19 protein-coding genes and 1 pseudogene are annotated in these 24,777 nt (G+C 28.6%); all 20 read left to right on the top strand.

The features are described 5' to 3' along the window. The first annotated feature begins 310 nt into the window (after nucleotides 1–310). Nucleotides 311–1,015: pseudogene (locus tag HF520_RS15310) on the top strand (N-acetylmuramoyl-L-alanine amidase family protein). 313 nt (nucleotides 1,016–1,328) lie between these two features. Beyond that, nucleotides 1,329–2,384 carry a lysylphosphatidylglycerol synthase transmembrane domain-containing protein gene (locus HF520_RS14625; RefSeq protein WP_168574612.1) on the top strand — a complete coding sequence of 352 codons (1,056 nt, stop codon included), beginning with the start codon at nucleotides 1,329–1,331 and terminating at the stop codon, nucleotides 2,382–2,384. A gap of 267 nt (nucleotides 2,385–2,651) precedes the next feature. Then, the gene (gene fdhF / locus HF520_RS14630) at nucleotides 2,652–4,796 is read left to right on the top strand and encodes a formate dehydrogenase subunit alpha (protein ID WP_168574613.1); all 2,145 of its coding nucleotides are present in this window, start codon (nucleotides 2,652–2,654) and stop codon (nucleotides 4,794–4,796) included. A 22-nt stretch (nucleotides 4,797–4,818) separates the two neighbouring features. Beyond that, complete coding sequence (gene fdhD / locus HF520_RS14635) at nucleotides 4,819–5,580, top strand: formate dehydrogenase accessory sulfurtransferase FdhD (RefSeq protein ID WP_168574614.1); 762 nt, start codon at nucleotides 4,819–4,821, stop codon at nucleotides 5,578–5,580. Between the two features lie 36 nt (nucleotides 5,581–5,616). Further along, nucleotides 5,617–6,168, top strand: a complete 552-nt coding sequence (locus HF520_RS14640; protein WP_168574615.1) for a 4Fe-4S dicluster domain-containing protein — start codon at nucleotides 5,617–5,619, stop codon at nucleotides 6,166–6,168. Nucleotides 6,169–6,189: 21 nt separating this feature from the next. Then, nucleotides 6,190–7,566 (top strand): [FeFe] hydrogenase, group A, encoded by a 1,377-nt coding sequence (locus HF520_RS14645; protein ID WP_168574616.1) that lies wholly within the window; start codon nucleotides 6,190–6,192, stop codon nucleotides 7,564–7,566. Continuing rightward, complete coding sequence (locus HF520_RS14650) at nucleotides 7,567–8,085, top strand: 4Fe-4S dicluster domain-containing protein (protein ID WP_168574617.1); 519 nt, start codon at nucleotides 7,567–7,569, stop codon at nucleotides 8,083–8,085. It abuts the gene before it with no gap. A 137-nt stretch (nucleotides 8,086–8,222) separates the two neighbouring features. Further along, the gene (locus tag HF520_RS14655) at nucleotides 8,223–8,648 is read left to right on the top strand and encodes a DUF3783 domain-containing protein (RefSeq protein ID WP_168574618.1); all 426 of its coding nucleotides are present in this window, start codon (nucleotides 8,223–8,225) and stop codon (nucleotides 8,646–8,648) included. A 162-nt stretch (nucleotides 8,649–8,810) separates the two neighbouring features. Then, nucleotides 8,811–10,802, top strand: coding sequence for an NAD-dependent DNA ligase LigA (gene ligA, locus HF520_RS14660; protein ID WP_168574619.1), 1,992 nt, complete (start codon nucleotides 8,811–8,813; stop codon nucleotides 10,800–10,802). Nucleotides 10,803–11,300: 498 nt separating this feature from the next. Then, entirely contained in the window at nucleotides 11,301–12,650 is a 1,350-nt protein-coding gene (rph, locus tag HF520_RS14665) for a ribonuclease PH (RefSeq protein WP_168574620.1), read from the top strand. Then, nucleotides 12,650–13,120 carry a metallophosphoesterase family protein gene (locus HF520_RS14670; protein ID WP_168574621.1) on the top strand — a complete coding sequence of 157 codons (471 nt, stop codon included), beginning with the start codon at nucleotides 12,650–12,652 and terminating at the stop codon, nucleotides 13,118–13,120. The genes rph and HF520_RS14670 overlap by 1 nt, the downstream gene beginning before the upstream one ends. A gap of 140 nt (nucleotides 13,121–13,260) precedes the next feature. Further along, complete coding sequence (gene tig / locus HF520_RS14675) at nucleotides 13,261–14,547, top strand: trigger factor (RefSeq protein ID WP_168574622.1); 1,287 nt, start codon at nucleotides 13,261–13,263, stop codon at nucleotides 14,545–14,547. A gap of 83 nt (nucleotides 14,548–14,630) precedes the next feature. After that, the gene (clpP, locus tag HF520_RS14680) at nucleotides 14,631–15,221 is read left to right on the top strand and encodes an ATP-dependent Clp endopeptidase proteolytic subunit ClpP (protein ID WP_168574623.1); all 591 of its coding nucleotides are present in this window, start codon (nucleotides 14,631–14,633) and stop codon (nucleotides 15,219–15,221) included. 18 nt (nucleotides 15,222–15,239) lie between these two features. Next, the gene (clpX, locus tag HF520_RS14685; RefSeq protein WP_168574624.1) at nucleotides 15,240–16,487 is read left to right on the top strand and encodes an ATP-dependent Clp protease ATP-binding subunit ClpX; all 1,248 of its coding nucleotides are present in this window, start codon (nucleotides 15,240–15,242) and stop codon (nucleotides 16,485–16,487) included. 291 nt (nucleotides 16,488–16,778) lie between these two features. Further along, nucleotides 16,779–19,127: an endopeptidase La gene (lon, locus tag HF520_RS14690; protein WP_168574625.1), complete on the top strand. Its 2,349-nt coding sequence runs from the start codon at nucleotides 16,779–16,781 to the stop codon at nucleotides 19,125–19,127. Next, nucleotides 19,127–19,738 (top strand): ribosome biogenesis GTP-binding protein YihA/YsxC, encoded by a 612-nt coding sequence (gene yihA, locus HF520_RS14695; protein ID WP_168574626.1) that lies wholly within the window; start codon nucleotides 19,127–19,129, stop codon nucleotides 19,736–19,738. The genes lon and yihA overlap by 1 nt, the downstream gene beginning before the upstream one ends. Before the next feature lie 228 nt (nucleotides 19,739–19,966). Further along, the gene (locus HF520_RS14700) at nucleotides 19,967–21,322 is read left to right on the top strand and encodes an amino acid permease (protein WP_168574627.1); all 1,356 of its coding nucleotides are present in this window, start codon (nucleotides 19,967–19,969) and stop codon (nucleotides 21,320–21,322) included. Nucleotides 21,323–21,441: 119 nt separating this feature from the next. Then, nucleotides 21,442–22,518, top strand: a complete 1,077-nt coding sequence (locus tag HF520_RS14705; protein ID WP_168574628.1) for a PRK06851 family protein — start codon at nucleotides 21,442–21,444, stop codon at nucleotides 22,516–22,518. Nucleotides 22,519–22,716: 198 nt separating this feature from the next. Further along, nucleotides 22,717–23,397, top strand: coding sequence for a DUF881 domain-containing protein (locus tag HF520_RS14710; protein WP_168574629.1), 681 nt, complete (start codon nucleotides 22,717–22,719; stop codon nucleotides 23,395–23,397). Nucleotides 23,398–23,553: 156 nt separating this feature from the next. After that, nucleotides 23,554–24,771, top strand: a complete 1,218-nt coding sequence (locus tag HF520_RS14715) for a GspE/PulE family protein (protein ID WP_243155158.1) — start codon at nucleotides 23,554–23,556, stop codon at nucleotides 24,769–24,771. The last annotated feature ends 6 nt before the right edge of the window (nucleotides 24,772–24,777 follow it).

Consider the following 24,777-nt stretch of genomic DNA (forward strand, 5'->3'; position numbering starts at 1 on the left):
AATAATATTGTTTATAGAAGAAAACATTTTAGATAAATAACACTACATCATAATTTTAAGTTTTTATTCTGTCTACGCACAACACTTAAGACATGTAGAGAGTGTAGCTAAGTTAGTAAGAAAATAATAGAATATACTTTATTACAGATTTAGATGTCCCCTATAATTATAGGGGACATAAATATTTTACAAATATATATTGAATTCAAAAATATTATTAAATTACTCAATATTTACTTTAAGGTTATTTTAAGGTTTAAAAAGTATTATAAAAATACTTAATTTAAACATAGAGGAGTAATCTGAGTATATGTCAAAAAGAAAAAATAAATTTGTATTAAAGTTTTTAACCGGATTTTTTTCAGTTTTATTGGTAATTAGTATTTATAATGTATTTTATAATTTTAATGTAAGAGAAAATTCTATAGAAAGTAAAGTTAAATCTGTATCAGAAGAGGATAAGGATGTTGTAGTTATAGATATAGGTCATGGAGGAAATGATCAAGGCACACAAAATTTATATAGTGGAGTAGTAGAGAAAGATATAACTTTAGAAATTGGGATGAAGATTGAACAAATATTAAAAGAAGATAGTAGCATAGAGGTTTTAACTACTAGAACAACAGATGTATATTTATCTTAAAAGGATAGAATTAATTTCTCAAATAATAAAAATGCTGATGTATTTGTATCAATACACTGCAATGCAGATCCTGCTGGAACCTCATCTATAAATGGCGTAGAAACCTTTTATTGGAAAGATGATACGCAGGAATCTAAAAATTTAGCTCAAGCAATTCAATCTAGTATAGTTAATAGTCTAGATGTTAAAGATAGAGGAATAAAAAAAGAAGAGTTTGCAGTTATAAAAAGTACAAAGTGCCCATCAGTGTTAGTAGAAACTGGTTTTTTAAGTAATAATATAGAAGCGAATAATTTATCTAACGATGATTATCAAGAAAAAATGGCAGAAGCTATAGTAGATGGAATTAAAGAGTATCTAACTGAAAATTAAATTTAATAAATATATTCAATATAAATGACCTATTTAATTTTGTTAAATAGGTCATTTATATTGAAGTAAGAATATTTAATAATTATATGAATCAAATTTATGATAAAATGCTTTAAATTAATTATAATATATTTTTTACTTTTGAATTGTAACTAAATGCTTGTATCTAATTATATAATAAACTAATGTGAAAATTACTAAAGTGTATAACTAAATTGTAAGAAAATTTGTAAGATAAACTTAAGATTTATAGTGTATACTTAGTTCAGAAGAAGTAAAATAATTATATTAAAAGATAATTTGGGGGATAAAAATGAAGAATAATATAAATAAATCAGTATTACAATATGGATTTTTAATTTTATTAATAGGAATAACTACGAGTATAGTTTTTAGAACTTTAGATGTCAGTTTATTATCAAGTATATTGAAAATGGTGGATGAAAAATATTTAGTAATTGGTGTAATAGCAATATTAATAAATATTGCTTTAGAAGGGTTAGTACTAAGGATATTAATTGATGGAATACATAAAGTTAACGTTAGATTTAGGGGATTAAAATTAGCTACTATCGGATTTTATTATAATTTAGTTACACCATTTGCTTCAGGTAGTCAACCAATGCAGATATATATACTAACTAAATATAAAATACCACTAAGCAAGGCTGGAGCAATAATAACTAATCAGTCTATGCTTTATCAACTTGTAATTACTATGTACTGTTCTATTTTGATTATATTTAATTTTAATCTTATAAGAACTCAAATGAGCAAAATGATGCTTTTAGTTGTATTAGGTATAGCTATGAATATATTTACTTTATTAATGTTACTACTTGTAATTCTTAATCCAGTAAAAGTTAAGGAGTTTTGTAGAATAGTTTTAAGATTTATGAGCAAATTTAAATTATTTAAAATATTAGAAAGTAAGTTAAGTAATTTTGAAAACTTTATAGATGATTATAGTGAATCTATACAGTTTTTTATGAAAAATAAAAAACTAATGATATCGAGTATAGTTCTTACAATAATTCAAATTAGTTTTTATTTTAGTATATCTTTTTGGATATATAAAGCATTTAACCTACAAGGTCACACTTATTTAAATATATTAACTCTACAAGTTCTTTTATATATGGCAATATCACCTATACCAACTCCAGGAAATGTTGGTGCTAATGAATTAGCATTTTTTACAATTTTTAAGGATGTATTTCCTTCACATCTAATAGGATATGCAGTATTCTTATATGGAGGATTTATGTATTATTTAATATTAATTGGAAGTGGAATATTTACTATAATTACACATCATAGAATGAAATATGTATCAATTTCAAATCCTAGTTTAGTTTCAAAGGAATAAATATTAATTAAAAAAGTCTTATTTATGCTAATTTAATTAGCATGAATAAGACTTTTTATTATATGTAAAATAAAACAGTAAAACTATACAAGGATTTATAGAAAGATTATTGAATTTAAATATAATTAGTCATTTCAAATCAATTCTATTAGAATATCCAAATTTTAATCTTTAAATTAATTAAGTTATATAAGTTTAAACATAGAAATTTAAATATTTATTCTATGAGATAGACTTAAATAAAAAAATATTCTAAGGGGGAGTTATATGGAGAAAAAAGTATTAACTGTATGTCCTTATTGTGGTGCAGGCTGCCAACTTTATCTTGTTGTAAAAGATAACAAAATTTTAAGAGCAGAACCTGCAAATGGAAGAACAAACGAAGGAAACTTATGTTTAAAAGGATATTATGGTTGGGATTTCTTAAATGACCCAAAGATTCTGACACCAAGATTGAAGAAACCTTTAATAAGAAAAAATGGGAACTTAGAAGAAGTAGAGTGGGAAGAAGCTATTACATATACGGCTTCAAGATTAAATGAAATAAAAGAGAAGTATGGACCAGATTCTATAATGGGTACAGGATCTGCCAGGGGGCCTGGGAATGAAGCAAATTATATAATGCAAAAATTCATGAGAGCTACAGTAGGAACTAATAATATAGACCACTGTGCTCGTGTTTGACATGCGCCATCTGTAGCCGGTCTGGCTTACTCACTAGGTAGTGGGGCGATGTCTAATTCTATACCAGAAATTGAAGATACAAATTTATTGCTTGTATTTGGATATAATGGGGCTGATTCTCATCCAATAGTAGCAAGAAGAATAGTTAGAGCAAAGGAAAAGGGTGCAAAAATAATTACAGTTGACCCTAGGGTTACTGAAACTGCAAGAGTATCAGATATGCATCTAGCATTAAAGGGTGGAACTAATATGATATTAGTTAATGCCTTTGGAAATGTGTTAATAGAAGAAAATCTATATAATAAACAGTTCGTAGAAGAGCATACTCAAGGGTTTGAAGAATATAAGAAAATAGTCAAAGATTATACTCCAGAATATGCAGAAAAACATACAGGGGTTCCAAAAGAAACTATAAGAAAAGCAATGAGAGAATATGCAAAAGCTAAAGATGCTATGATACTTTATGGAATGGGTGTATGCCAATTTGGTCAAGCAGTTGATGTTGTTAAAGGTCTTGCATCACTTGCACTTTTAACAGGAAACTTTGGTAGACCTAATGTTGGAATAGGTCCAGTGCGTGGACAAAATAATGTTCAAGGTGCCTGTGATATGGGAGCTCTTCCTAATGTTTATCCAGGATATCAAAGCGTAACAAATCCAGAAGTTAGAGAAAAGTTTGAAAATGCTTGGGGCGTTAAGTTATCAGAAAATAATGGATATAGTTTAACTGAGGTACCACATTTAGTTTTAAAAGATAAAAAACTAAAAGCATACTATATATTTGGTGAAGATCCAGTTCAAAGTGATCCAGATGCAGCTGAAGTAAGAGAAGCCCTTGATGAGTTAGAGTTTGTAATTGTACAAGATATATTTATGAATAAGACTGCACTTCATGCGGACGTGATACTGCCAGCAACTTCTTGGGGAGAACATGAGGGTGTTTATACTAGTGCCGATAGAGGGTTTCAAATAATGAGAAAGGCATTAGAACCTAAAGGAGATGTTAAAACTGATTGGCAAATAATATGCGAAATATCAACAGCAATGGGATATCCTATGAATTATAAAGATACTAAGGAAATTTGGGATGAAATGAGAAGTTTAACTCCAAGTTTTGCAGGTGCAACTTATGAAAAAATAGAAAAGCAAGGAAGTGTACAGTGGCCTTGTAGACATGAATCTCAAGAAGATATAGGTACTAAATATCTTCATAAAGATGGTGAATTTTCAACTCCTAATGGGAAAGGAAACCTGTTTGCAGCTGAATGGAGACCTCCAATGGAATTAGAAGATGAAGAGTATCCATTTAGCTTATGTACAGTTAGAGAAGTAGGTCATTACTCAGTTAGAACAATGACAGGTAACTGTAGAGCGCTTGCTAAACTTGAAGATGAACCTGGATACATTCAAATAAGTGAAATAGATGCTGAAAGGCTAGGAATAGAAGATTCTGAATTAGTTAGAGTAAGTTCAAGAAGAGGTAGTGTATTAACTAGAGCATTAGTTACAGATAGAGTAAAACAAGGAGCTACATACATGACATACCAATGGTGGGTAGGAGCTTGTAATGAACTTACAATAGCAAATTTAGATCCTGTATCAAAAACTCCAGAATATAAATATTGTGCTATAAAAATTGAAAAAATAGAAAATCAAGAGTGGGCAGAGCAACAGTTAAAAGTAGAATATGAAAGTATAAAATCAAAGATGTTAGCCAAAAACATATAAATGGGGAAGGGGATATTCTGATATGCAAGATGGAAATATACGAAGTAATACCACTAAGGTTTCAATAATAAAATTAGAAGAATTTAGCTATAAGTGTACAGAAGATAAAGTAATAACAGAATATCCTTTTAGTCTGATTATAAATGGAAAAGATAAAAAAACTTTTTTATGCACGCCTTATAAGTTAGAGGAGCTTACTGTAGGATATTTGACAACAAAGGGATATATAAGAGAGGAAAAAGATATTATTAGCTTAGAAATTGATGAGACTAGAAAAATTTCTAATGTTACTACAAAAAATATAGAAATGCCTTACGAAAATCAAATAATAGAGCTGAACGAAATGAATAACTTTAAATATGAAGTTATAGAAAGTGACACACACATTCATGTAGACACAGTCTATGAAATAATGAAATTTAACTTAAACTATTCTAGATTGTTTAAGGATACTGGTGGGGCTCATTGTGTTGCTATTTTTGAAAATGACAAAGAAATTGTTGTTTGTGAAGATGTGGCTAGACATAATGCAATGGATAAGGCAATTGGATATTGTATATTAAAAAACATAAATTTAGATAATAAGATAATAGTTGTAAGTGGAAGAATATCTTTTGAAATGTTGTCTAAAGCAGCAAAAGCTAAGATTCCAATTATTATATCAAAGTCAGCTCCAACTAACTTATCTATTGAATTAGCTAATAAATTAAATATAACTCTTATAGGATTTGTAAGGGGTCAAAAGATGAATATATATACTCATTCACATAGAGTAAAGGTATAAATCGATCGAATAATAAACTAAAAAGGTGGAGGGAATATGAAAAGTCAATTAGGTTCTTTTGTAATTGCAGATTCAAATAAATGTAGTGGATGTAGAGCCTGTGAAGTAGCTTGCTTTGCAAGGCATAATAAAGACAATAATGTAGGATATACAGTTGGAACTGTTGAAGTACCTGTAATACCAAGATTATATTTGGTAAAAGATGAATCTGTATGTATGCCTATACAATGTAGACACTGTGAAGATGCACCTTGTTTAAACACATGTCCTGTTAAAGCTATATCAAGAAATGATGGAGCTTTAATTGTAGATAATGATAAATGTATAGGATGTAAGACTTGCTTATTAGCTTGCCCATTTGGTGCAATAGATTTACAACCTCAGTATAAAAATGGAAAAGAAGTAGCACAAAGGTCAATAGATGAAAGTAATAAAATTGCATATAAATGTGACTTATGTAAAGGTGAAGACAAAATAGCGTGCATAAATGCTTGTCCTAATCAAGCTCTACAGCTAATATCACCTATAGAAGATAAGAAAAATAAAAATAGAAAAGCGGCTCTAAGTTTATTGTTAACAAATAAGTAAAGATGAAAGGGGGAGAAGGAAATGATAGTAAGTATAGATAAAGATTTATGTACAGGATGCCAAGAATGTATTAAAGTCTGTCCAGTAAATGCTATTGAAGGGGAAAAAAATAAACCTCAGGAAATTAATACAGATAAATGTGTGATTTGTGGTCAATGTGTTCAGGTATGTAAGTCTTATGCATCTATAATAGATAATGGATTTGATTTTGTAGATGAGAAAAGAAAAGAGAGAAATTTGCCTGACTCAATAAAAGAACCTGTATTTGCAGCATATAATATATGTGACGTAGAAAAAGTAAAACAAGCATTAAAAGACCCGAATAAATTTACTATGGTTCAGTGTGCACCTGCTGTAAGAGTAGCCCTAGGAGAAGAGTTTGGTCTTGAATTAGGAGCATTAACACCGGGTAAAATGGCGGCAGCATTAAAAGAACTTAATTTTGATAGGGTTTATGATACAAACTTTCCTGCTGATTTGACTATAATGGAAGAAGGAACAGAACTTATTAAAAGAGTAACAGAAGGTGGAACACTGCCTATGTTTACTTCTTGTTGCCCAGCTTGGGTTAAGTTTATGGAAGATAATTACCCTGAATTAACAGATCATTTATCGTCTTGTAAATCTCCTCAACAAATGGGAGGTGCAGTATTCAAAACTTATGGAGCCCAATTAAATAATATAGAAGCTTCTAGTATTTATAGTGTGTCTATAATGCCATGCACATGTAAAAAATTTGAAGCAGATAGACCAGAAATGAATTCTAGTGGATACAAAGATGTCGATGTAGTTTTAACTACTAGAGAGCTAGCATACTTAATAAAAGAAATGAACATAGATTTTAATAATTTAAAGGATGAAAAGTTTGAATCACCGTTAGGAACTTATACAGGTGCAGGAACTATATTTGGCGTAACAGGTGGAGTTATGGAAGCTGCATTAAGAACTGGATATGAGCTTATAACTAAAACTACTATACCAAATGTAGATATAACTGAAGTTAGAGGGAGCGAAGGTTTTAGAGTTTCTAGTGTAAAAGTTGGTGATTTATATTTAAAAGTAGGAGTAGTGACAGGTCTTAAAAATGTAGTACCAGTATTAGAAAGTTTAAAAGCTGGAAAATTAGATTTAGACTTTATAGAGGTTATGACTTGCCCAGTTGGATGTGTAAGTGGAGGAGGTCAGCCTAAATTATTATTGGAAGAATATAGAGAAATAGCTTATGAAAAACGAATAAAATCAACATATGAACACGATAAAAACTTACCTCTTAGAAAATCTCATGAAAATCCAGATATATTAAAAATATATGAAGAGTTTTTAGATGAACCTTTAGGAAGTATGTCGCATAATTTACTACACACAGAGTATTGCATAGGGAAGGAAGTGGCTAAGTAGATGAATTGTTTTGTTATAGCTAATCCAGACAAATGTATAGGTTGTAGAACTTGTATGATAGCATGTGTAGTTGCTCATAATGGAGAAGAAATGTTCTATGAAAAACATGAAGAAATAAATTTTAATCCAAAATTAGATGTAATTAAAACTGAAACTGTAAGTGCACCTATACAATGTAGACATTGTGAAGATGCGCCTTGTGTAAAAGCATGCCCTAATGGTGCTATAGGAAAAATAGATCATACTATAAAAATAAATATTAGTAAGTGTGTAGGATGCAAAACTTGTATGGTAGCATGTCCTATAGGAGCAATAGACTTATCTCCAATAAGTAATATTGATAAAGATAAGCTATGTTTTAGAGGTAATATGGTAGCCAATAAGTGTGATTTATGCATAGATACTGAAGATGGGCCTGCTTGTGCAAAGGTCTGTCCAACAAAAGCGTTTAGAATAATAAAAGAAGATGATATTAATAATGGAGTTAAAGATAAAAGAAAGTTAGCAACATCAATATAATTTAAAAATATAATGTATAAGAGTCCCTGTTATATAAAATTTTTGATAACAGGGACTTTTGAATTTAATTAATAGTTTTAAAATAGTATAATTGTGGTAATAGATAAGATATTAGAATGAGATAAGGAGTAGGATAAATGACATTTACGAAAATGAATAATATGGATAATAATATACACAGTAGAAGTTGTGTTATGATAATTAACTTCAATAAAAAAGAATCAGCTTTAATAAAAAATATATGCGGTTTTATAGGGATAAGAGATTGTATTTTTTTAGATAAAACTAATGGAAACTCATTGATTAAAGATATACTAGAAGGTAATATATCATCAGATTGCGAAGATGGATTAAATAGTAAATCTATTGTATTTAATAATGTACCAAGTGTAAAAATAAACTCATTTTTAGATAGTTTAAAGAAAATGAGAATAAATAGACCGCTTACAGCTATTGTTACAGAAACTACTGTAGAATGGACTTTAAATAACTTAATCTACAACCTAATGGAAGAAAGAAAATCACTATCTACAGGAAAAGAATTTAATCATAAAAAGAACTAAAGTATACAATAAAAGTTCCCTAGGTTTCATAGGGAACTTTTAAATTTTATGATTAGCAATCAATAGATTAATGATATACTAAAAAATATAAAAATTTACTTAAAAATTGGAAATACTACATAACAAATATATATAATTAGACTAAATGAGGAGGGATAGATTATGGATGCTAAATCTAGAATAGAAGAACTGCGTAAAGAAATAGAATATCATAATAATAGATATTATAATGAGGATTCACCTGAAATTTCAGATTATGAATATGATAAATTAACAATTGAATTGAGAAAATTAGAAGAAGAATATCCAGAGCTTAGTACGGAAGATTCTCCTACTAAAAAAGTTGGAGGTACAGTAAAAAGAGAATTAAGAAAAGTAGAACATGATGTACCGGTAATTAGTTTACAAGATGTTTTCAAAAAAGAAGAAGTATATGACTATGTAAATAAAATGGTCGTTGAACTAAATAATCCTAAATTTGTAGTTGAAAAGAAGATAGATGGTCTTTCAGTAGTTTTAAGATATCATAATGGAGAGCTAACAGAAGGTATAACCAGAGGTGATGGTGTTGTAGGTGAGTCTGTATATGAAAATTTACTTGAGATAAAAAATGTTCCTAAGACTATACCTGCAAAACTACCATACTTGGAAGTACGTGGAGAAGTATATATATCAAATCAAGCTTTTGAAGAAGCAAATAAAAAGCAAGAAGCTATCGGTGGTAAAAAGTATCAAAATCCTAGAAACCTTGCGGCAGGTACTTTAAGACAACTAGATCCATCAGTAGTTAGAGATAGAAATCTTGATATATTTGTATTCAACCTTGAAATATCTGAAGGTAAAGAATTTAAATCACACTCAGAAACTCTAGAGTGGTTAAAGGAACAAGGATTTAAAGTTAGTCCAGATTTTAAGGTATGTGAAACAGTAGATGAAGTATGGGATTACATATCTAAAGTTGGAGAAGAAAGATGGAATTTAGAATATGCTATAGATGGTGCAGTTGTAAAAGTGGATAATTTAGAAGATAGAAAAAAGTTAGGTATGACAAGTAAAGTTCCAAGATGGGCGGTTGCATATAAGTATCCACCAGAACAAAAAGAAACAATAGTAAAAGATATAATTATACAAGTAGGTCGTACAGGAAGATTAACACCTTTAGCTATTTTAGAACCAGTTAGATTAGCAGGAACAACAGTATCTAAGGCAACTTTACATAATCAAGATGTAATCAATGAAAAGGATGTAAGGATAGGAGATACAGTAATAGTTCAAAAAGCTGGAGATATAATACCAGAGGTTATAAAAAGTATACCAGAAAAAAGACCTGTAAATTCCAATCCTTATGTAATACCAAATGTGTGCCCAATTTGTGGTGAACCAACAGTTAGGGATGAAAATGGAGCAGATACTCGTTGTATAAATCCAGAATGTGATGCTCAAGCAACTAGAAGTATATCTTATTTTGTATCTAAAGACGCAATGAATATAGTAGGATTTGGTAAAAGTAAAGTTGAAGCCCTTATGGCTGAAGGTTATATAAAAGATATAGGTGATATATATCAACTTAAAAATTATAAAGATGAAATTTTAGAAAAAAATATTATAGGTAGAGATAAATCAGTAAATAATCTTCTTAACGCTATAGAGGAATCAAAAAATAATAATATAGATAAGTTGATAACAGGTCTTGGAATAAAAAATGTAGGGAAGCAATCAGCTAAAGTATTGGCAGAGAACTTTAATAATATGGACGAAGTTGCAAGTGCAGAGTATGATCAATTAATAAATTTACCAGACTTTGGAGATACAATGGTAAATGATATAATAAAATATTTTAGAAGTGAAAAATATCATACTATAATTTCTAAGTTAAAAGAGCATGGAGTTAATGTTATTTCAACATCTTCTGATACAAAAGAAGATAATAGATTTGAAGGAATGACTTTTGTAATAACAGGAACTTTACCAACAATGAAGAGAGATGAAGCATCTTCTATAATTCAATCGTTTGGTGGAAAAGTATCAGGTAGTGTTTCTAAAAAAACAAGCTATGTTTTGGCAGGAGAAGAAGCAGGAAGTAAGCTTACAAAAGCGCAAGCACTAGGTATAACTGTAATAGATGAAGATAAATTTAAAGAAATGATTAAGTAATATAAGAAAATTAAAATATATTATATTTAGAGTAAAATAAGTTTTGAGCAACGGACGAAGTCCTTGGCGACATGAACGAATCGAATTTTTTATAAAAGGATTTAGATTTTAATCTAATCCTTTTATTTTTTAGGTTAAAATCTATATAATTAATATCAAATTAATTTTAACCATAATTTATGATATAAGAATAAATATATTATGTTAAAATGTTAAATGTATGAGGGTAAGCCATTAATATTAGAGTTATAAATTTATATATACAAAAGTAAACTTATATTAAGTAAGACTTTGTAAGTTGTATAACCTTTACAATTTTAGAAAATAATAATTAAGTGAATAAAGTAAAATTACACATGTATTAAATGTAGTAAATTAGTATAAAGAGTGCTAGAATTATTTAATAAAGTGTTAAAATTTATGGTTGGAATCTTAGGCAGAATATTAAATTTGCCTTTTAGAAATAAATTAACAATGTAGATTTAAGAGAGGTAAAAAATGACTAGAATTGATAATAGAAAATATGATCAAATAAGAGATGTAAAGATAACTAGAAATTACACAAGATATGCAGAAGGTTCTGTACTTATTGAAATGGGTGAAACTAAAGTTATATGTACGGCTTCAGTTGAAGATAAGGTACCACCATTCTTAAGAAACTCAGGTACAGGATGGATAAATGCAGAATATTCAATGTTACCTAGATCTACTCAACAAAGAAAAGTAAGAGATGCATCTAGAGGAAAAATAGATGGAAGAACTCAAGAAATTCAAAGATTAATAGGAAGAGCTATAAGATCAGTTATAGATTTAGATAAAATAGGTGAAAGAACTATATGGATAGATTGTGATGTTATACAGGCTGATGGAGGAACTAGAACAGCTTCAATAACAGGTGCTTTTGTTGCAGTAGTAGATGCAATCTACAAGTTATATAAATCTAAGGCAATAAAACAAATTCCAATAAGAAATTTTGTATCAGCTATTAGTGTTGGTATAGTAGATCAACAACACATGCTAGATTTATGTTATGAAGAAGATTCAACAGCTCAAGTTGATATGAATATAATAATGACTGATACTGGTGAATTTGTGGAAATTCAAGGAACAGGAGAAGAAAGACCATTCTCAAGAAAAGACTTAAATGCTCTGTTAGAATTAGGTGAAAAAGGGAATAAAGAGTTAATAAAAAAACAAAGAGAAGTTCTTGGAGAAATAGCAGATGAAATTTTAGGCATGGAGTATGGTAATGATGTAGTAATTGCTACTAACAATGCCCATAAGCTAGAAGAAATAGGGGCTATATTAGAGGACTTTGATTATAATATACATTCTTTAAAAGATGTAAACCTAGATGGAATTGAAATAGTAGAAGATGGAAAAACATTTGAACACAATGCATTAATAAAAGCTAGAACAATAGCTAAGATGACTAATATGATATCAATATCAGATGATTCAGGATTAGAAGTCGATGCAATTGGAAAAAAACCTGGTGTATATTCTGCTAGATTTGCAGGAGAAAATGCTACAGATGCTGAGAACAGAGAAAAACTGTTGAAAATGATGAAAAATATTCCTGTAAGTCAAAGGGGGGCAAGGTTTGTTTCTGCCATAGCAGTTGTTTTCCCTGATGGAAAAGAATTTGTAGTTAGAGGAACATGTGAAGGTTCTATAGGATTTGAAGAAAAAGGTGAGAATGGATTCGGATATGATAATTTATTTATAGTAAATAAGTATAATAAGACTTTTGCAGAAATGCCATCTACAATAAAAAATGCTATAAGCCACAGAGCTAATGCTCTTGAAATTATGAAAAAGGAGTTTTCAAAAAGGGTAGTGAGATAATGAGGATAGGTATATTAAGCGATACACACAGGATGGAGACGTATATTGATAAAGCGATACCTTATTTATATAGTTGCGACTTGATAATACATGCAGGGGATAACTTTGCTGATTCTAAATACATACATAAAATTACGAATAAAGATATTATAGCAGTAAAAGGAAACTGTGATTTTATTGATGTAGAGGAAGAAATTGTATTCGAAATTCAAGGTAAAACAATTTTCTTATGTCATGGAGATATATATTCTGTAAAATATGGTCTAGATAAGATTGAAGAAAAAGCTAAAGAACTAGAAGCTGATATAGTAATATTTGGTCATACTCATGTACCATTAAGGATTGAAAAAGATAATATTTTATATTTAAATCCAGGAAGTATATCATTACCAAGAGAAGGCTCAAACAGACAGTTTATTTTAATGGACATAGAGGATGATAAAATTAGTTTAGAGGAAGTAATAATATAATATTATAAATAGATTTTCAAATAAAGGGAAGGCTTGTAAATAGTTGTAAATAAAAAAACTTATGTGATATAATTAAAGAGTTAAACCATAAGTATAATTAAATTACAAATCATTACATATATTTTAGGAGGAAAAAGTTAATGAAAGCAGAATTAATAAAAAAAGAAGGTAATAAGGTAACTTTTAACTTAACTGTAGATAATGATAAATTTGAATCAGCAGTTAATAAAGCTTACAATAAAAATAAAGGAAAGTTTAATATACAAGGATTTAGAAAAGGAAAAGCTCCAAGAAAGTTAATTGAAGCTCAATACGGTAAGGAAGTATTCTACAATGATGCTATAGACTTAGTATTACCAGAAGTTTATCCACAAGCAATAGATCAATTAAACATAGATCCAATAGATAGACCATCATTAGATGTTCAAGAAATAAGCAAAGACAACGGATTAGTAATGGTTGTAGAAGTTGAAGTTAAGCCTGAGTTTGAATTAGGAGCTTACAAAGGAATAGAAATATCTAAAGTTGATAATACTGTAAGTGAAGATGAAGTAGAATTAAGACTTCAAGAAATGGTAAATAGAAACGCTAGATTAGTAAGTGTTGAAGATAAGGCTATAGAAAGTGGAGATACTGCAGTTATAGACTTTGAAGGATTTGACAATGGTGTTGCTTTTGAAGGTGGAAAAGGTGAAAACCATAACTTAGTTATAGGTTCAAACTCTTTCATACCAGGATTTGAAGATCAATTAATAGGTAAAAAAGCTGGAGAAGAAGTAGAAGTTAATGTTACTTTCCCAGAGCAATATCATGCAGAGAACTTAGCTGGTAAGCCAGTAGTTTTCAAAGTAAAAGTTAATGATGTAAAAGTTAAAGAATTACCAGCTTTAGATGATGAGTTTGCTAAAGATACAACTGAGTTTGAAACTTTAGCTGAATTAAGAGCTGATGTTAGAGCTAAGGCAGAAGAAGAAGCTAAGAATAGAGCTGAAGTTGAAATGAGAAACTCTATAGTAGAAAAGGTAGCAGCTAATACAGAAGTTGAAGTTCCAAATGCTATGGTAGAACATCAAATAGACAACATGATAATGGAATTAAATTACCAATTACAATACCAAGGATTAAACTTACAACAATTATTACAAATGACTGGTAGAAGTATAGAAGAGTTAAGAAATGAAAGAAGAGAAGATGCACAAAAGCTAGTTAAATCATCATTAGTATTAGAAGCAATAGCAAAAGCTGAAGGAATAGATGCTTCTGAAGAAGATTTAACTGCAGAATTAGAAAAAATGGCTTCTATGTACAACATGGAAGTAGAAAAATTAAAATCTTCATTAAGAGAAACTGACTTAGAAGATATAAAAGGACAATTAAAAATAAGAAAAACAATAGATTTCTTAGTTGAAAATGCAAATATAGCTTAATTGTAGCTTGTTTTTTACAGTAGCCATTATTAGGCTACTGTAAATTATATATAGAATATAAAGGAAATAGAGGGGGTATAGTTATGGCATTAGTACCTACAGTCGTAGAGCAAACAGGTAGAGGAGAAAGAGCCTATGATATATATTCTAGATTGTTAAAAGACAGAATAATATTCTTAGGAGATGAAGTTAATGACGTGACAGCAGGGCTTGTAGTTGCACAGCTGTTATTCTTAGAAGCCGAAGACCCAGATAAAGATATACATTTATATATAAATTCACCAGGTGGTAGTGTTACAGCAGGTATGGCTATTTATGACACTATGCAATACATAAAGCCAGATGTAAGTACAATATGTATAGGAATGGCAGCATCAATGGGTGCATTTTTATTAAATGCAGGAGCAAAAGGAAAAAGATTTGCTTTACCAAATAGTGAGATCATGATACATCAACCATTAGGTGGTGCAAAAGGTCAAGCAACTGATATAGAGATTCATGCTAAGTGGATATTAAAAATCAAAGAAAAATTAAATAAAATACTTGCTGAAAGAACAGGTCAACCATTAGAAAAAATTCAAATGGATACTGAACGTGATAACTTTATGAGTGCAGACGAAGCTAAAGAATATGGTCTAATTGATGAAGTAATTACTAGCAAAGACAGACCGTAATGAAAAGAGGTGCTGGATATGTCTAAATACGAAGATAAAAGACAGTTAAAATGTTCATTCTGTGGAAAAAGCCAAGATCAAGTAAGAAGATTAATAGCAGGTCCAAATGTATATATTTGTGACGAGTGTGTAGAGCTTTGTGACGAAATAATTCAAGAAGAAATAGAAGAAACTATTGATGAAGATACAACATCTTTACCAAAGCCAAAAGAAATGATGGAAATTCTAAATGACTATGTAATTGGTCAAGAAAGAGCAAAAAAAGCCTTATCTGTTGCTGTATATAACCATTACAAAAGAATATATAGTAAGAAAGCTAGCAGTAAAGATGTAGAAATACAAAAGAGTAATATACTTTTACTAGGGCCAACTGGTTCAGGAAAAACGTTATTGGCTCAAACTTTAGCTAAAACTTTAAATGTTCCATTTGCAATGGCAGATGCAACATCTTTAACAGAAGCAGGATATGTTGGAGAAGATGTTGAAAATATACTTCTAAAACTTATTCAAGCTGCAGATTTTGATATGGAAAAAGCTGAAAGAGGTATAATATATATAGATGAGATAGATAAGATAGCTAGAAAATCTGAAAATCCGTCTATAACAAGAGATGTGAGTGGAGAAGGTGTTCAACAGGCACTTTTAAAAATATTAGAAGGAACTGTTGCTAATGTTCCGCCTCAAGGTGGAAGAAAACATCCGCATCAAGAATTCTTAAAAATTGACACTACAAATATATTATTTATATTAGGTGGAGCATTTGATGGTATAGAAAAGATAATCCAAAGACGTGGAGAGACTAAAACTCTAGGATTTGGGGCTAAAATAGAAAGTAAAAAAGAGTTAGACTTAGGTAAGATTTATGCTAAAGTTCTTCCTGAAGATTTATTAAAATTTGGTATAATACCGGAATTTATAGGAAGAGTACCAGTAGTAGCAACTCTTGATTTATTAGATGAAGATGCTTTAATGAGCATACTTAAAGAACCTAAAAATGCTCTTGTAAAACAATATAAAAAACTACTAGAACTTGATGATGTTGAACTAGAATTCGAAGAAGACGCCCTTCGTGCTATAGCTAAAAAAGCTATAGAAAGAAATACTGGTGCAAGAGGTCTTAGAAGTATAGTTGAAAATGTCATGATGGAAAGTATGTATGAAGTTCCATCTAGAACAGATATTAAAAAAGTTATAGTAACTGAAGATTCTGTTGAAGGAAAATCAAATCCTATCATGATACTTAAAGATCAAGAGGAAAGTGCATAGTTAATAAAGAGGAGCCTTAAAAAGCTCCTTTTTAAATTGTTGGATTTTATTAATATAAATAATGTTTTAAATTAAATGTTTTAGGTAAAATAATAGGGTATATTAATGTGATATAATTAAATTAGGAGACATTTAAAAATATTCATATAAATTGTATTAATCTTATATTATTACATAATAATAAAATAATGCTAAAATGTTTATTAGTACAAGTATTAATGTTGAAAATTCCCTTTTGTAAATATATAATATAAAAAGCAATAAAATACAGCACTTTAAGGAGTGATAAGCGTGGAAGAGAATTATACTAAGATAGATCGTGAATTACCGTTAATTCCTCTTAGAGGATTAGCAATTTTTCCATACATGATATTAAATTTTGACGTAGGAAGAGAAATATCGTTAAAAGCATTAGATGAAGCTATGTTAGGAGATGAATTAGTGTTTTTAACATCTCAAAAAGAAGTTGAAAAAGATGATCCTACAGAGGATGATTTTTATCATGTTGGTACAATATGTAAAGTAAAACAAATGATAAAATTACCTGGAGATACAGTTAGAGTATTAGTTGAGGGTATATCTAGAGGTAAAATAAAAGAATTAAACCAAGATGATGGTTTCTTCAAAGCTACAATAGAAGAAATTATATATGAAAAAGAAAATGCAGAAAATGATGTAGAGGTTGAGGCATTAGTAAGAAATGTATTTGATGCATTTGAAGAGTACATAAATATAGGGAATAGAGTATCACCAGAAATACTTATATCTTTATCTGAAACAGAAAATGTAGATAGATTTATAGATACAATAGCGTCTAACATATATTTAAAAAATAATCAAAAACAAGATGTATTAGAAGAATTTGATGTTAAGAAAAGATTAGAACTTGTATATACTATTTTATTAGAAGAAATTGATATATTAAAAATAGAAAAGAAAATAACTCTAAGAGTAAAAAAACAAATGAATAAAGTTCAAAAAGAGTATTATCTTAGAGAACAACTAAGAGCAATACAAAAGGAGTTAGGTGAAGAGGAAGATATAAACTCTGAAGCTGATGAATACAGGGAAAAACTAAAGAAAATAAAAGCTCCAAAAGAAACTAAAGAAAAAATAGGCAAAGAAATAGATAAGTTTTCTAAAATATCTCCAATGTCTCCAGATTTATCTGTTAGTAGAGCTTATTTAGATACAATATTTTCATTACCATGGAATAAAGAAACTAAAGATAAGCTAGATATATCAAAAGCAAAAGAAATATTAGATAAAGATCATTATGGATTAGAAAAAGTAAAAGAAAGAATTTTAGAATATTTAGCTATAAGAAAGTTATCTAAATCTATGAAAGGGCCTATAATATGTCTAGTAGGGCCTCCAGGTGTAGGTAAAACATCTATAGCAAAATCTATAGCAGAATCTTTAGGAAGAAATTTTGTTAGAATTTCTTTAGGTGGAGTTAGAGATGAAGCTGAAATAAGAGGTCATAGAAGAACTTATGTAGGTTCTATACCAGGTAGAATAATAAATGGATTAAAAGAAGCAAAAACTAAAAATCCGGTATTTTTATTGGATGAAATAGATAAAATGGCATCTGATTATAAAGGTGACCCAGCAGCAGCTATGTTAGAAGTATTAGATCCAGAACAAAACAAGACATTTGTAGATCATTACTTAGAAATACCATTTGATTTATCAAAAATATTATTTGTAACTACTGCAAATAGCCTAAGTACAATACCAGGTCCTTTATTAGATAGAATGGAAATAATAGAGGTATCAGGTTATATTGAAGAGGAAAAATTAAAAATAGCTGAAAAATATTTACTTCCAAAGCAAATAAAAGAACATGCTTTAAAAGAAGACTTTGTAAAGATGGATGAAGCTACTATAAGAGATATAATAAACTATTATACTAGAGAGGCTGGAGTTAGAACTCTAGAAAGAACTTTAGGCAAAATTTGTAGAAAAGTCGCTAAGAAATATGTTGAAAATCCAGACTTAGAAAGTATAGAAGTTAACCAAGATAATTTAGAAGAGTATTTAGGTAAAGATAAATATAGATATGACCTTGCAGGAACAAAACCTGAAGTGGGCTTAGTTACAGGATTAGCATGGACTTCAGTAGGAGGAGTTACACTTACTGTAGAAGTAAATGCACTACCTGGAAAAGGACAAATTGTCTTAACAGGTAAATTAGGAGATGTAATGAAAGAATCTGCTAGAACAGCAATATCTTATATAAGATCTATAGCAGATAGATTTGATATAGACCCAGCGTTCTATCAAAATAAAGATATACATATACATTTACCTGAAGGAGCAACTCCAAAAGATGGACCATCAGCAGGTATAACTATGGCACTTGCTGTAATATCTGCACTAACTAATATACCAGTTAGAAATGATGTTGCAATGACAGGAGAAATAACTCTAAGGGGTAGGGTATTAGCCGTTGGAGGAGTTAGAGAAAAATTATTAGCTGCTCATAGAGCTGGAATTAAAAAGGTATTACTACCTAAGGATTGTGAATCTGACCTAGATGAAATACCTGAAAATGTAAAAGAGCAAATGGAATTTGTTCTTGTAGAAAATATGGACCAAGTGCTAGAAGAAGCATTAGTAAGGAATGGTGACAAGTAATGAAGATTAGAAGCACAGAAATGGTTGTAAGTGCAGTAAATAGAAATCAATATCCATCAGAAGGAATACCTGAAATAGCATTAGTTGGGAGATCAAATGTAGGAAAATCTTCGACAATAAATACTTTATTAAATAGAAGAAATTTTGCTAGAACAAGTCAAACTCCAGGTAAAACTAGAACTATAAATTTCTTCCTTATAAATAATGAATTTTACTTTGTAGATCTTCCGGGATATGGTTATGCTAAAATTGCAAAGTCAGAAAAAGAAAAATGGGGAGTTATAATGGAAAGATATTTACAGGATAGAGATGAGCTTTGTGCAATATTCTTACTTGTAGATATAAGACATGAACCTACTAATGATGACGTTATGATGTATGAATGGATAAAGCACTTTGGATATAATTGTGTAGTAATAGCTACAAAAGCAGATAAAATATCTAGAGGGCAATATCAAAAACATTTTAGTATAATAAGAAAGAAATTACAGTTAGAAAAAGATGAAAAAATAATTCCTATATCTTCACTAAAGAAAACTGGAGTTGAAGAAGTATGGAATGAAATAATAAATCAATACAAAGAAGCTGGATATGAAATAACTGAAGATTAATCATATAAAAAATGCATGTGTTTAAACAAATACATGCATTTTTTTAGCTTAAGATAATTATACTAAATTAATAACTGTTAGAGGTTGAAATATTTCTACAAAGAAATGAGAAGATTTATAATAAAGTTATATATATAATATTTAATTACCAATATATATGTGGTAAAATGTGTAAACATAAGAATAATTTATGAAATTATATAAATTATAAGCGAGGAGAATAGTTTTATGAGTAATAATAATCAAACATTAAGAAAAACTATCGGACTTAGTGCAGCTCTTTCTACTGTAGTTGGAATACTAATAGGATCTGGAGTGTTTTTTAAACCTCAGGCTATATACACAGCTACAAATGGAGGTCCAGGATTAGGTATATTAGCTTGGGTAATTGGAGGTATTATAACTATTACAGCTGGACTTACTGCATCTGAAATATCTTCAAGTATAACTAAATCAGGTGGAATGATAGTTTACATGGAAGAAATATATGGTAAAAAAATTGGTTTTTTAACAGGTTGGGTTCAAGGTATGTTGTTTATACCAGCTATAGCTGGAGCTTTAGGAATTATATTTGCTCAAGAAGTTGTTTCTTTATTAGGAATACAAGATAAGATATATGTAATAATTATAGCAATATTAGTTATAGTATTTTTAGCATTATTAAATTCTTTAGGAGCTAAATTTGGTGGAGGAATACAGACTGCGTCAACTATATGTAAATTAATACCATTAGCAGTAATTATAATATTTGGATTTACAAAAGGAGATTCTACATCAGCAATTATTACGCCGATTGTAGGAGAAGGAACTAATACATTTTCTGCTATATCTCAGGTATTGCTAGCTACTTTATTTGCTTATGATGGTTGGATATTTGTAGGGGCTTTAGCTGGAGAAATGAAAAATCCATCTAAGCATTTACCGATAGCAATAGTTGGTGGTATATCAGTTGTCATGGCAGTATATTTATTAATAAATGTAGCATACTTATTTGTTGTTCCAGCTTCAGAACTAGCTATGTCAAACGCACCAGCTACTTTAGTAGCAAGTAAATTATTTGGAAGTATGGGATCTAAGGTAATAAGTGTAGGGATATTGATATCTGTATTTGGTACATTAAATGGATTTTTACTAACAGGTGGTAGAATTCCTTATACTATGGCATGTGAAGGAAAAATACCTTTCTCAAATGTATTTTCAAAGTTAAACAATAATGGAGTACCTATAAATGGAACTTGGTTAGTTGTTGGATTAGCAACATTATACTCTTTAACAGGTCAATTTAACTTATTATCTGATTTAGCAATGTTTACAATATGGATATTTTACACAATGTTATTTGTAGGAGTAATAAAACTTAGAAAAACTAGACCAGAAATGAGTAGACCATACAAAGTACCTTTATATCCTATAATACCTATAATAGCAACTATAGGAGGTATCTTCATAGTTATAAGTACCTTAATAAGCCAGCCTAAGAATGCTATATCAGGTATAATAATAACGCTTATAGGTTTACCAGTATATGAATTAACAATTAAAAGTAAAGAAAATAATAAGCGTAAATCTAATCAAACAGCTTAATATAAATTAAATATTATTTTACTTCCCCCTATAGTTTTCTATTTATAAATTTTTATACAGTAACAAATATTGTATAAAAGTAATATCTTAAAGTAGTAGAAATCTTAGGGGGTATTTATATGTCAGGAAAAGTTAGAAAAATATTTCCAGGGGGAAATACGTCAAATGGATCTAAGCCATTATTTGAGTATATAATACCTGAAAATGTAAATAGAATATTTTGTTTAAAAGGTGGTCCTGGAGTAGGCAAATCATCTATGATGAAAAAAATTGCCGCCGAATTTATTGAGAAAGGATATGATATTGAATTACATCATTGTCCATCTGATCCAAGTTCATTAGATGCTATTGTTATAAAAAAATTAGGTGTAGTATTTTTAGATGGAACATCTCCTCATATTGTAGATCCTAAAAATCCAGGTGCTATAGATGAAATAATAAATTTGGGAGAATATTGGAACACTGATGAATTAGAAAAAAATAAAAAAGAAATAATTGAATGTGGAAAAGAAATAAGTAGTTTCTTTAGAAGATGTTATAAGTATTTAAAAGCAGCAGAGCCTATATATTATGATATAGAAGAAAGATATTCAGATTGTATGGACTTTGGAAAAGTAAATGAAATGACTGAATATTTTATTGATAGTATTTTTAAAAATGTTTTAAATAAAGGTGAGTATAAAAAACCAAGACATTTATTTGGAACAGCAATAACTCCAATAGGACATATAGATTATTCAGATAGTTTACTAGGTGAAGTTGAAAAAATTTATTATTTAAGAGGTAATATTGGGTGTGGAAGAACTACATTCTTGAAAAAAGTATATGAAAAAGCAATTGATAAAGGTATGAAAGTAGAAGTTTATCATTATCCATTAATACCTGATAAAATTGAGGGTATATTGATTAATGATTTAAATATTGCTATAACTACAAGTAATATATATAGCGAAAAAGAATGTATAGATTTAACACAGTTTTTAGATAAAGAAAAGTTAATAAAATATGAAGGAGAAATAGAATTTGACAAGCACGTGTTTGATGAATTGATAAACTATGCTATTTCTAATTTAAAAAAAGCAAAAGCTAAACATGATGTAATTGAAGCTTACTATATTCCAAATATGTATTTTGATGAGATAGATAAATTAAAGGATGAGTTAATTCAAAGAATATTAAAATATGAAAAAAAATAAAAAATCTGCCTTTATAGGCAGATCTTTTTATATAATTATATATTTTTTTATAAATTTAATATTTAACTAAATAAAGTAAGTTTACAAAAGGGTAATGATATTTTTATGATATTAAAATAAAATATAAGATATAAAAGGAATAAAAATAAATGAAAAAATGTTTATATGTAAAAAATAATTTATTAGGAGTAGTTCTGTATGAAAAAAAAATATATGTTGATAATACTAGCGAGTACAGTTTTAGGTATATTAATTGGAAGTATAATAAAGGATTTTCAATCAAAAAAAGAATTATATATTAGTAAAGATGATATAGTTAAAAAAGAAATAAAAGTAGCAAAAAAATCTATTAAAAACTTAAAAAAAGAAAAGATAGATTTAGATGAAGAATTAGATACTTTAAAAGAAAAATATATAGAAGAATCAGATATTAATCAGATTGAAGAACTAAAAGAGATATTATCTTATACAGATGTACAAGGTGATGGAATTACAATAAAAATAGATTCATTAAATGAGGATGTTGGAAATATAGCTAATTCAGTAGATTATAATAAGATATTAATAAATCTAGTAAATAATTTAAAAGTTAACGGAGGAAAATATATAAGTATAAATGGGCAAAGGTTAAATCAATATTCAGAGATTATATTAGCAGGAAGTCATATAAATATTAACTCTGTACCAATAGCGCAGCCTTATGAAGTTAAAGTTATAGGGGATTTAGAAAAATTATCTAGTTATATAAATGAAAATAATAATTATATAGAAAATATAGCAGAAAATTACCCTATGAAAGTAGAGTATAAGATAGAAAAAAATATAAGTTTACCTAAGATAGAAGTACCAAATAAACTAAAATATATAAAGGAGGGATAGTAGATATACTTAGATAACAATTTAGTAAATATAATACCTGAAAAGTTAGCTAAAAAATATAATTTATATCCTATTAAACTTGAAGAAAATAATCTTACAATAGGAATAGAGAAAGATAATATACAAGCAATTCAAGATTTAAAGATAGCTACAGGTATGAATATTATATTGCAAAAAGTAAATTCAAAACTAATCAAAGAAAATATGGACAGATATTATAGTGAGAATATTAAGTCTAGCGATGATTATGCAAAAAATTTATTTGAAGATATACTAGCTAGTGCTGTAAGAGAGAATGCTAGTGATATACATATAGAGCCTTTTAAAGACTATATGGTAATACGAAATAGGATAGATGGAGAATTAAAGGAAGTATCTAAGTTTAATATTGATTTATATCCAGCTTTAGCATCGGTTATTAAATTAGAAGCACATATGGATATTACAGAAAAGAGACTACCGCAGGATGGACGTGTAGATTTAGATATTAATGGGAGCATAATAGATGTAAGGGTTTCAACTATACCAACCATATATAAAGAAAAAATAGTGCTTAGAATTTTAAATAGAAATTCATTTTTAAAAACTACAGAAGAACTGGGTTTTTCAAAAGATGCAATAAAAATAATTGGCAATATAATAAACAAAAAATCGGGTATTTTACTAGTAACAGGACCAACTGGAAGCGGAAAAACAACAACTGTATACTCTATATTAAATGAATTATTAAATACAAGTAAAAATATTATGACTATAGAAAATCCAGTAGAATATAAAATGGATGGGATAAATCAGATACAGGTTAATTCTAAAATCGGATTAACGTTTGATAAAGGACTACGTGCTATTTTGAGGCAAGACCCAGATATTATTATGGTTGGAGAAATTAGAGATATAGAAACTGCAAAAATAGCTGTTAGAGCAGCTATAACAGGTCATTTAGTAATAAGTACAATGCATACTAATGATTCTATATCATCAATAGCTAGATTAATAGATATGCAAATTCCTACATATCTTATAAATTCATCTTTAATAGGGGTTATATCGCAACGATTAGTAAGAAAACTTTGTACTAAATGTAGTCATGACATATCAATAGTTGATAATGATGGAAATAAAGTAAATACAAAGGTTGCTATTGGGTGTGATGAATGTAATAACGGTTACATTGGAAGAGTTCCAATATATGAAATTTTAGAAATTAATGACGATATAAAATTATCTATAAGTAAAATGAAAGATTCTAAAGAAATAAAAGAAATAGCAATAAAAAATGGAATGATAACCTTTGAAGATACTTATAAAAAATTAGTAGAAGAAAAAATTATAACAATTGAAGAAGTTTTAATTTCAAATTATATAGAATCATAAGGAGAT

The sequence above is a fragment of the Romboutsia sp. CE17 genome (assembly GCF_012317385.1).
In the GTDB taxonomy this organism is placed as follows: domain Bacteria; phylum Bacillota; class Clostridia; order Peptostreptococcales; family Peptostreptococcaceae; genus Romboutsia_E.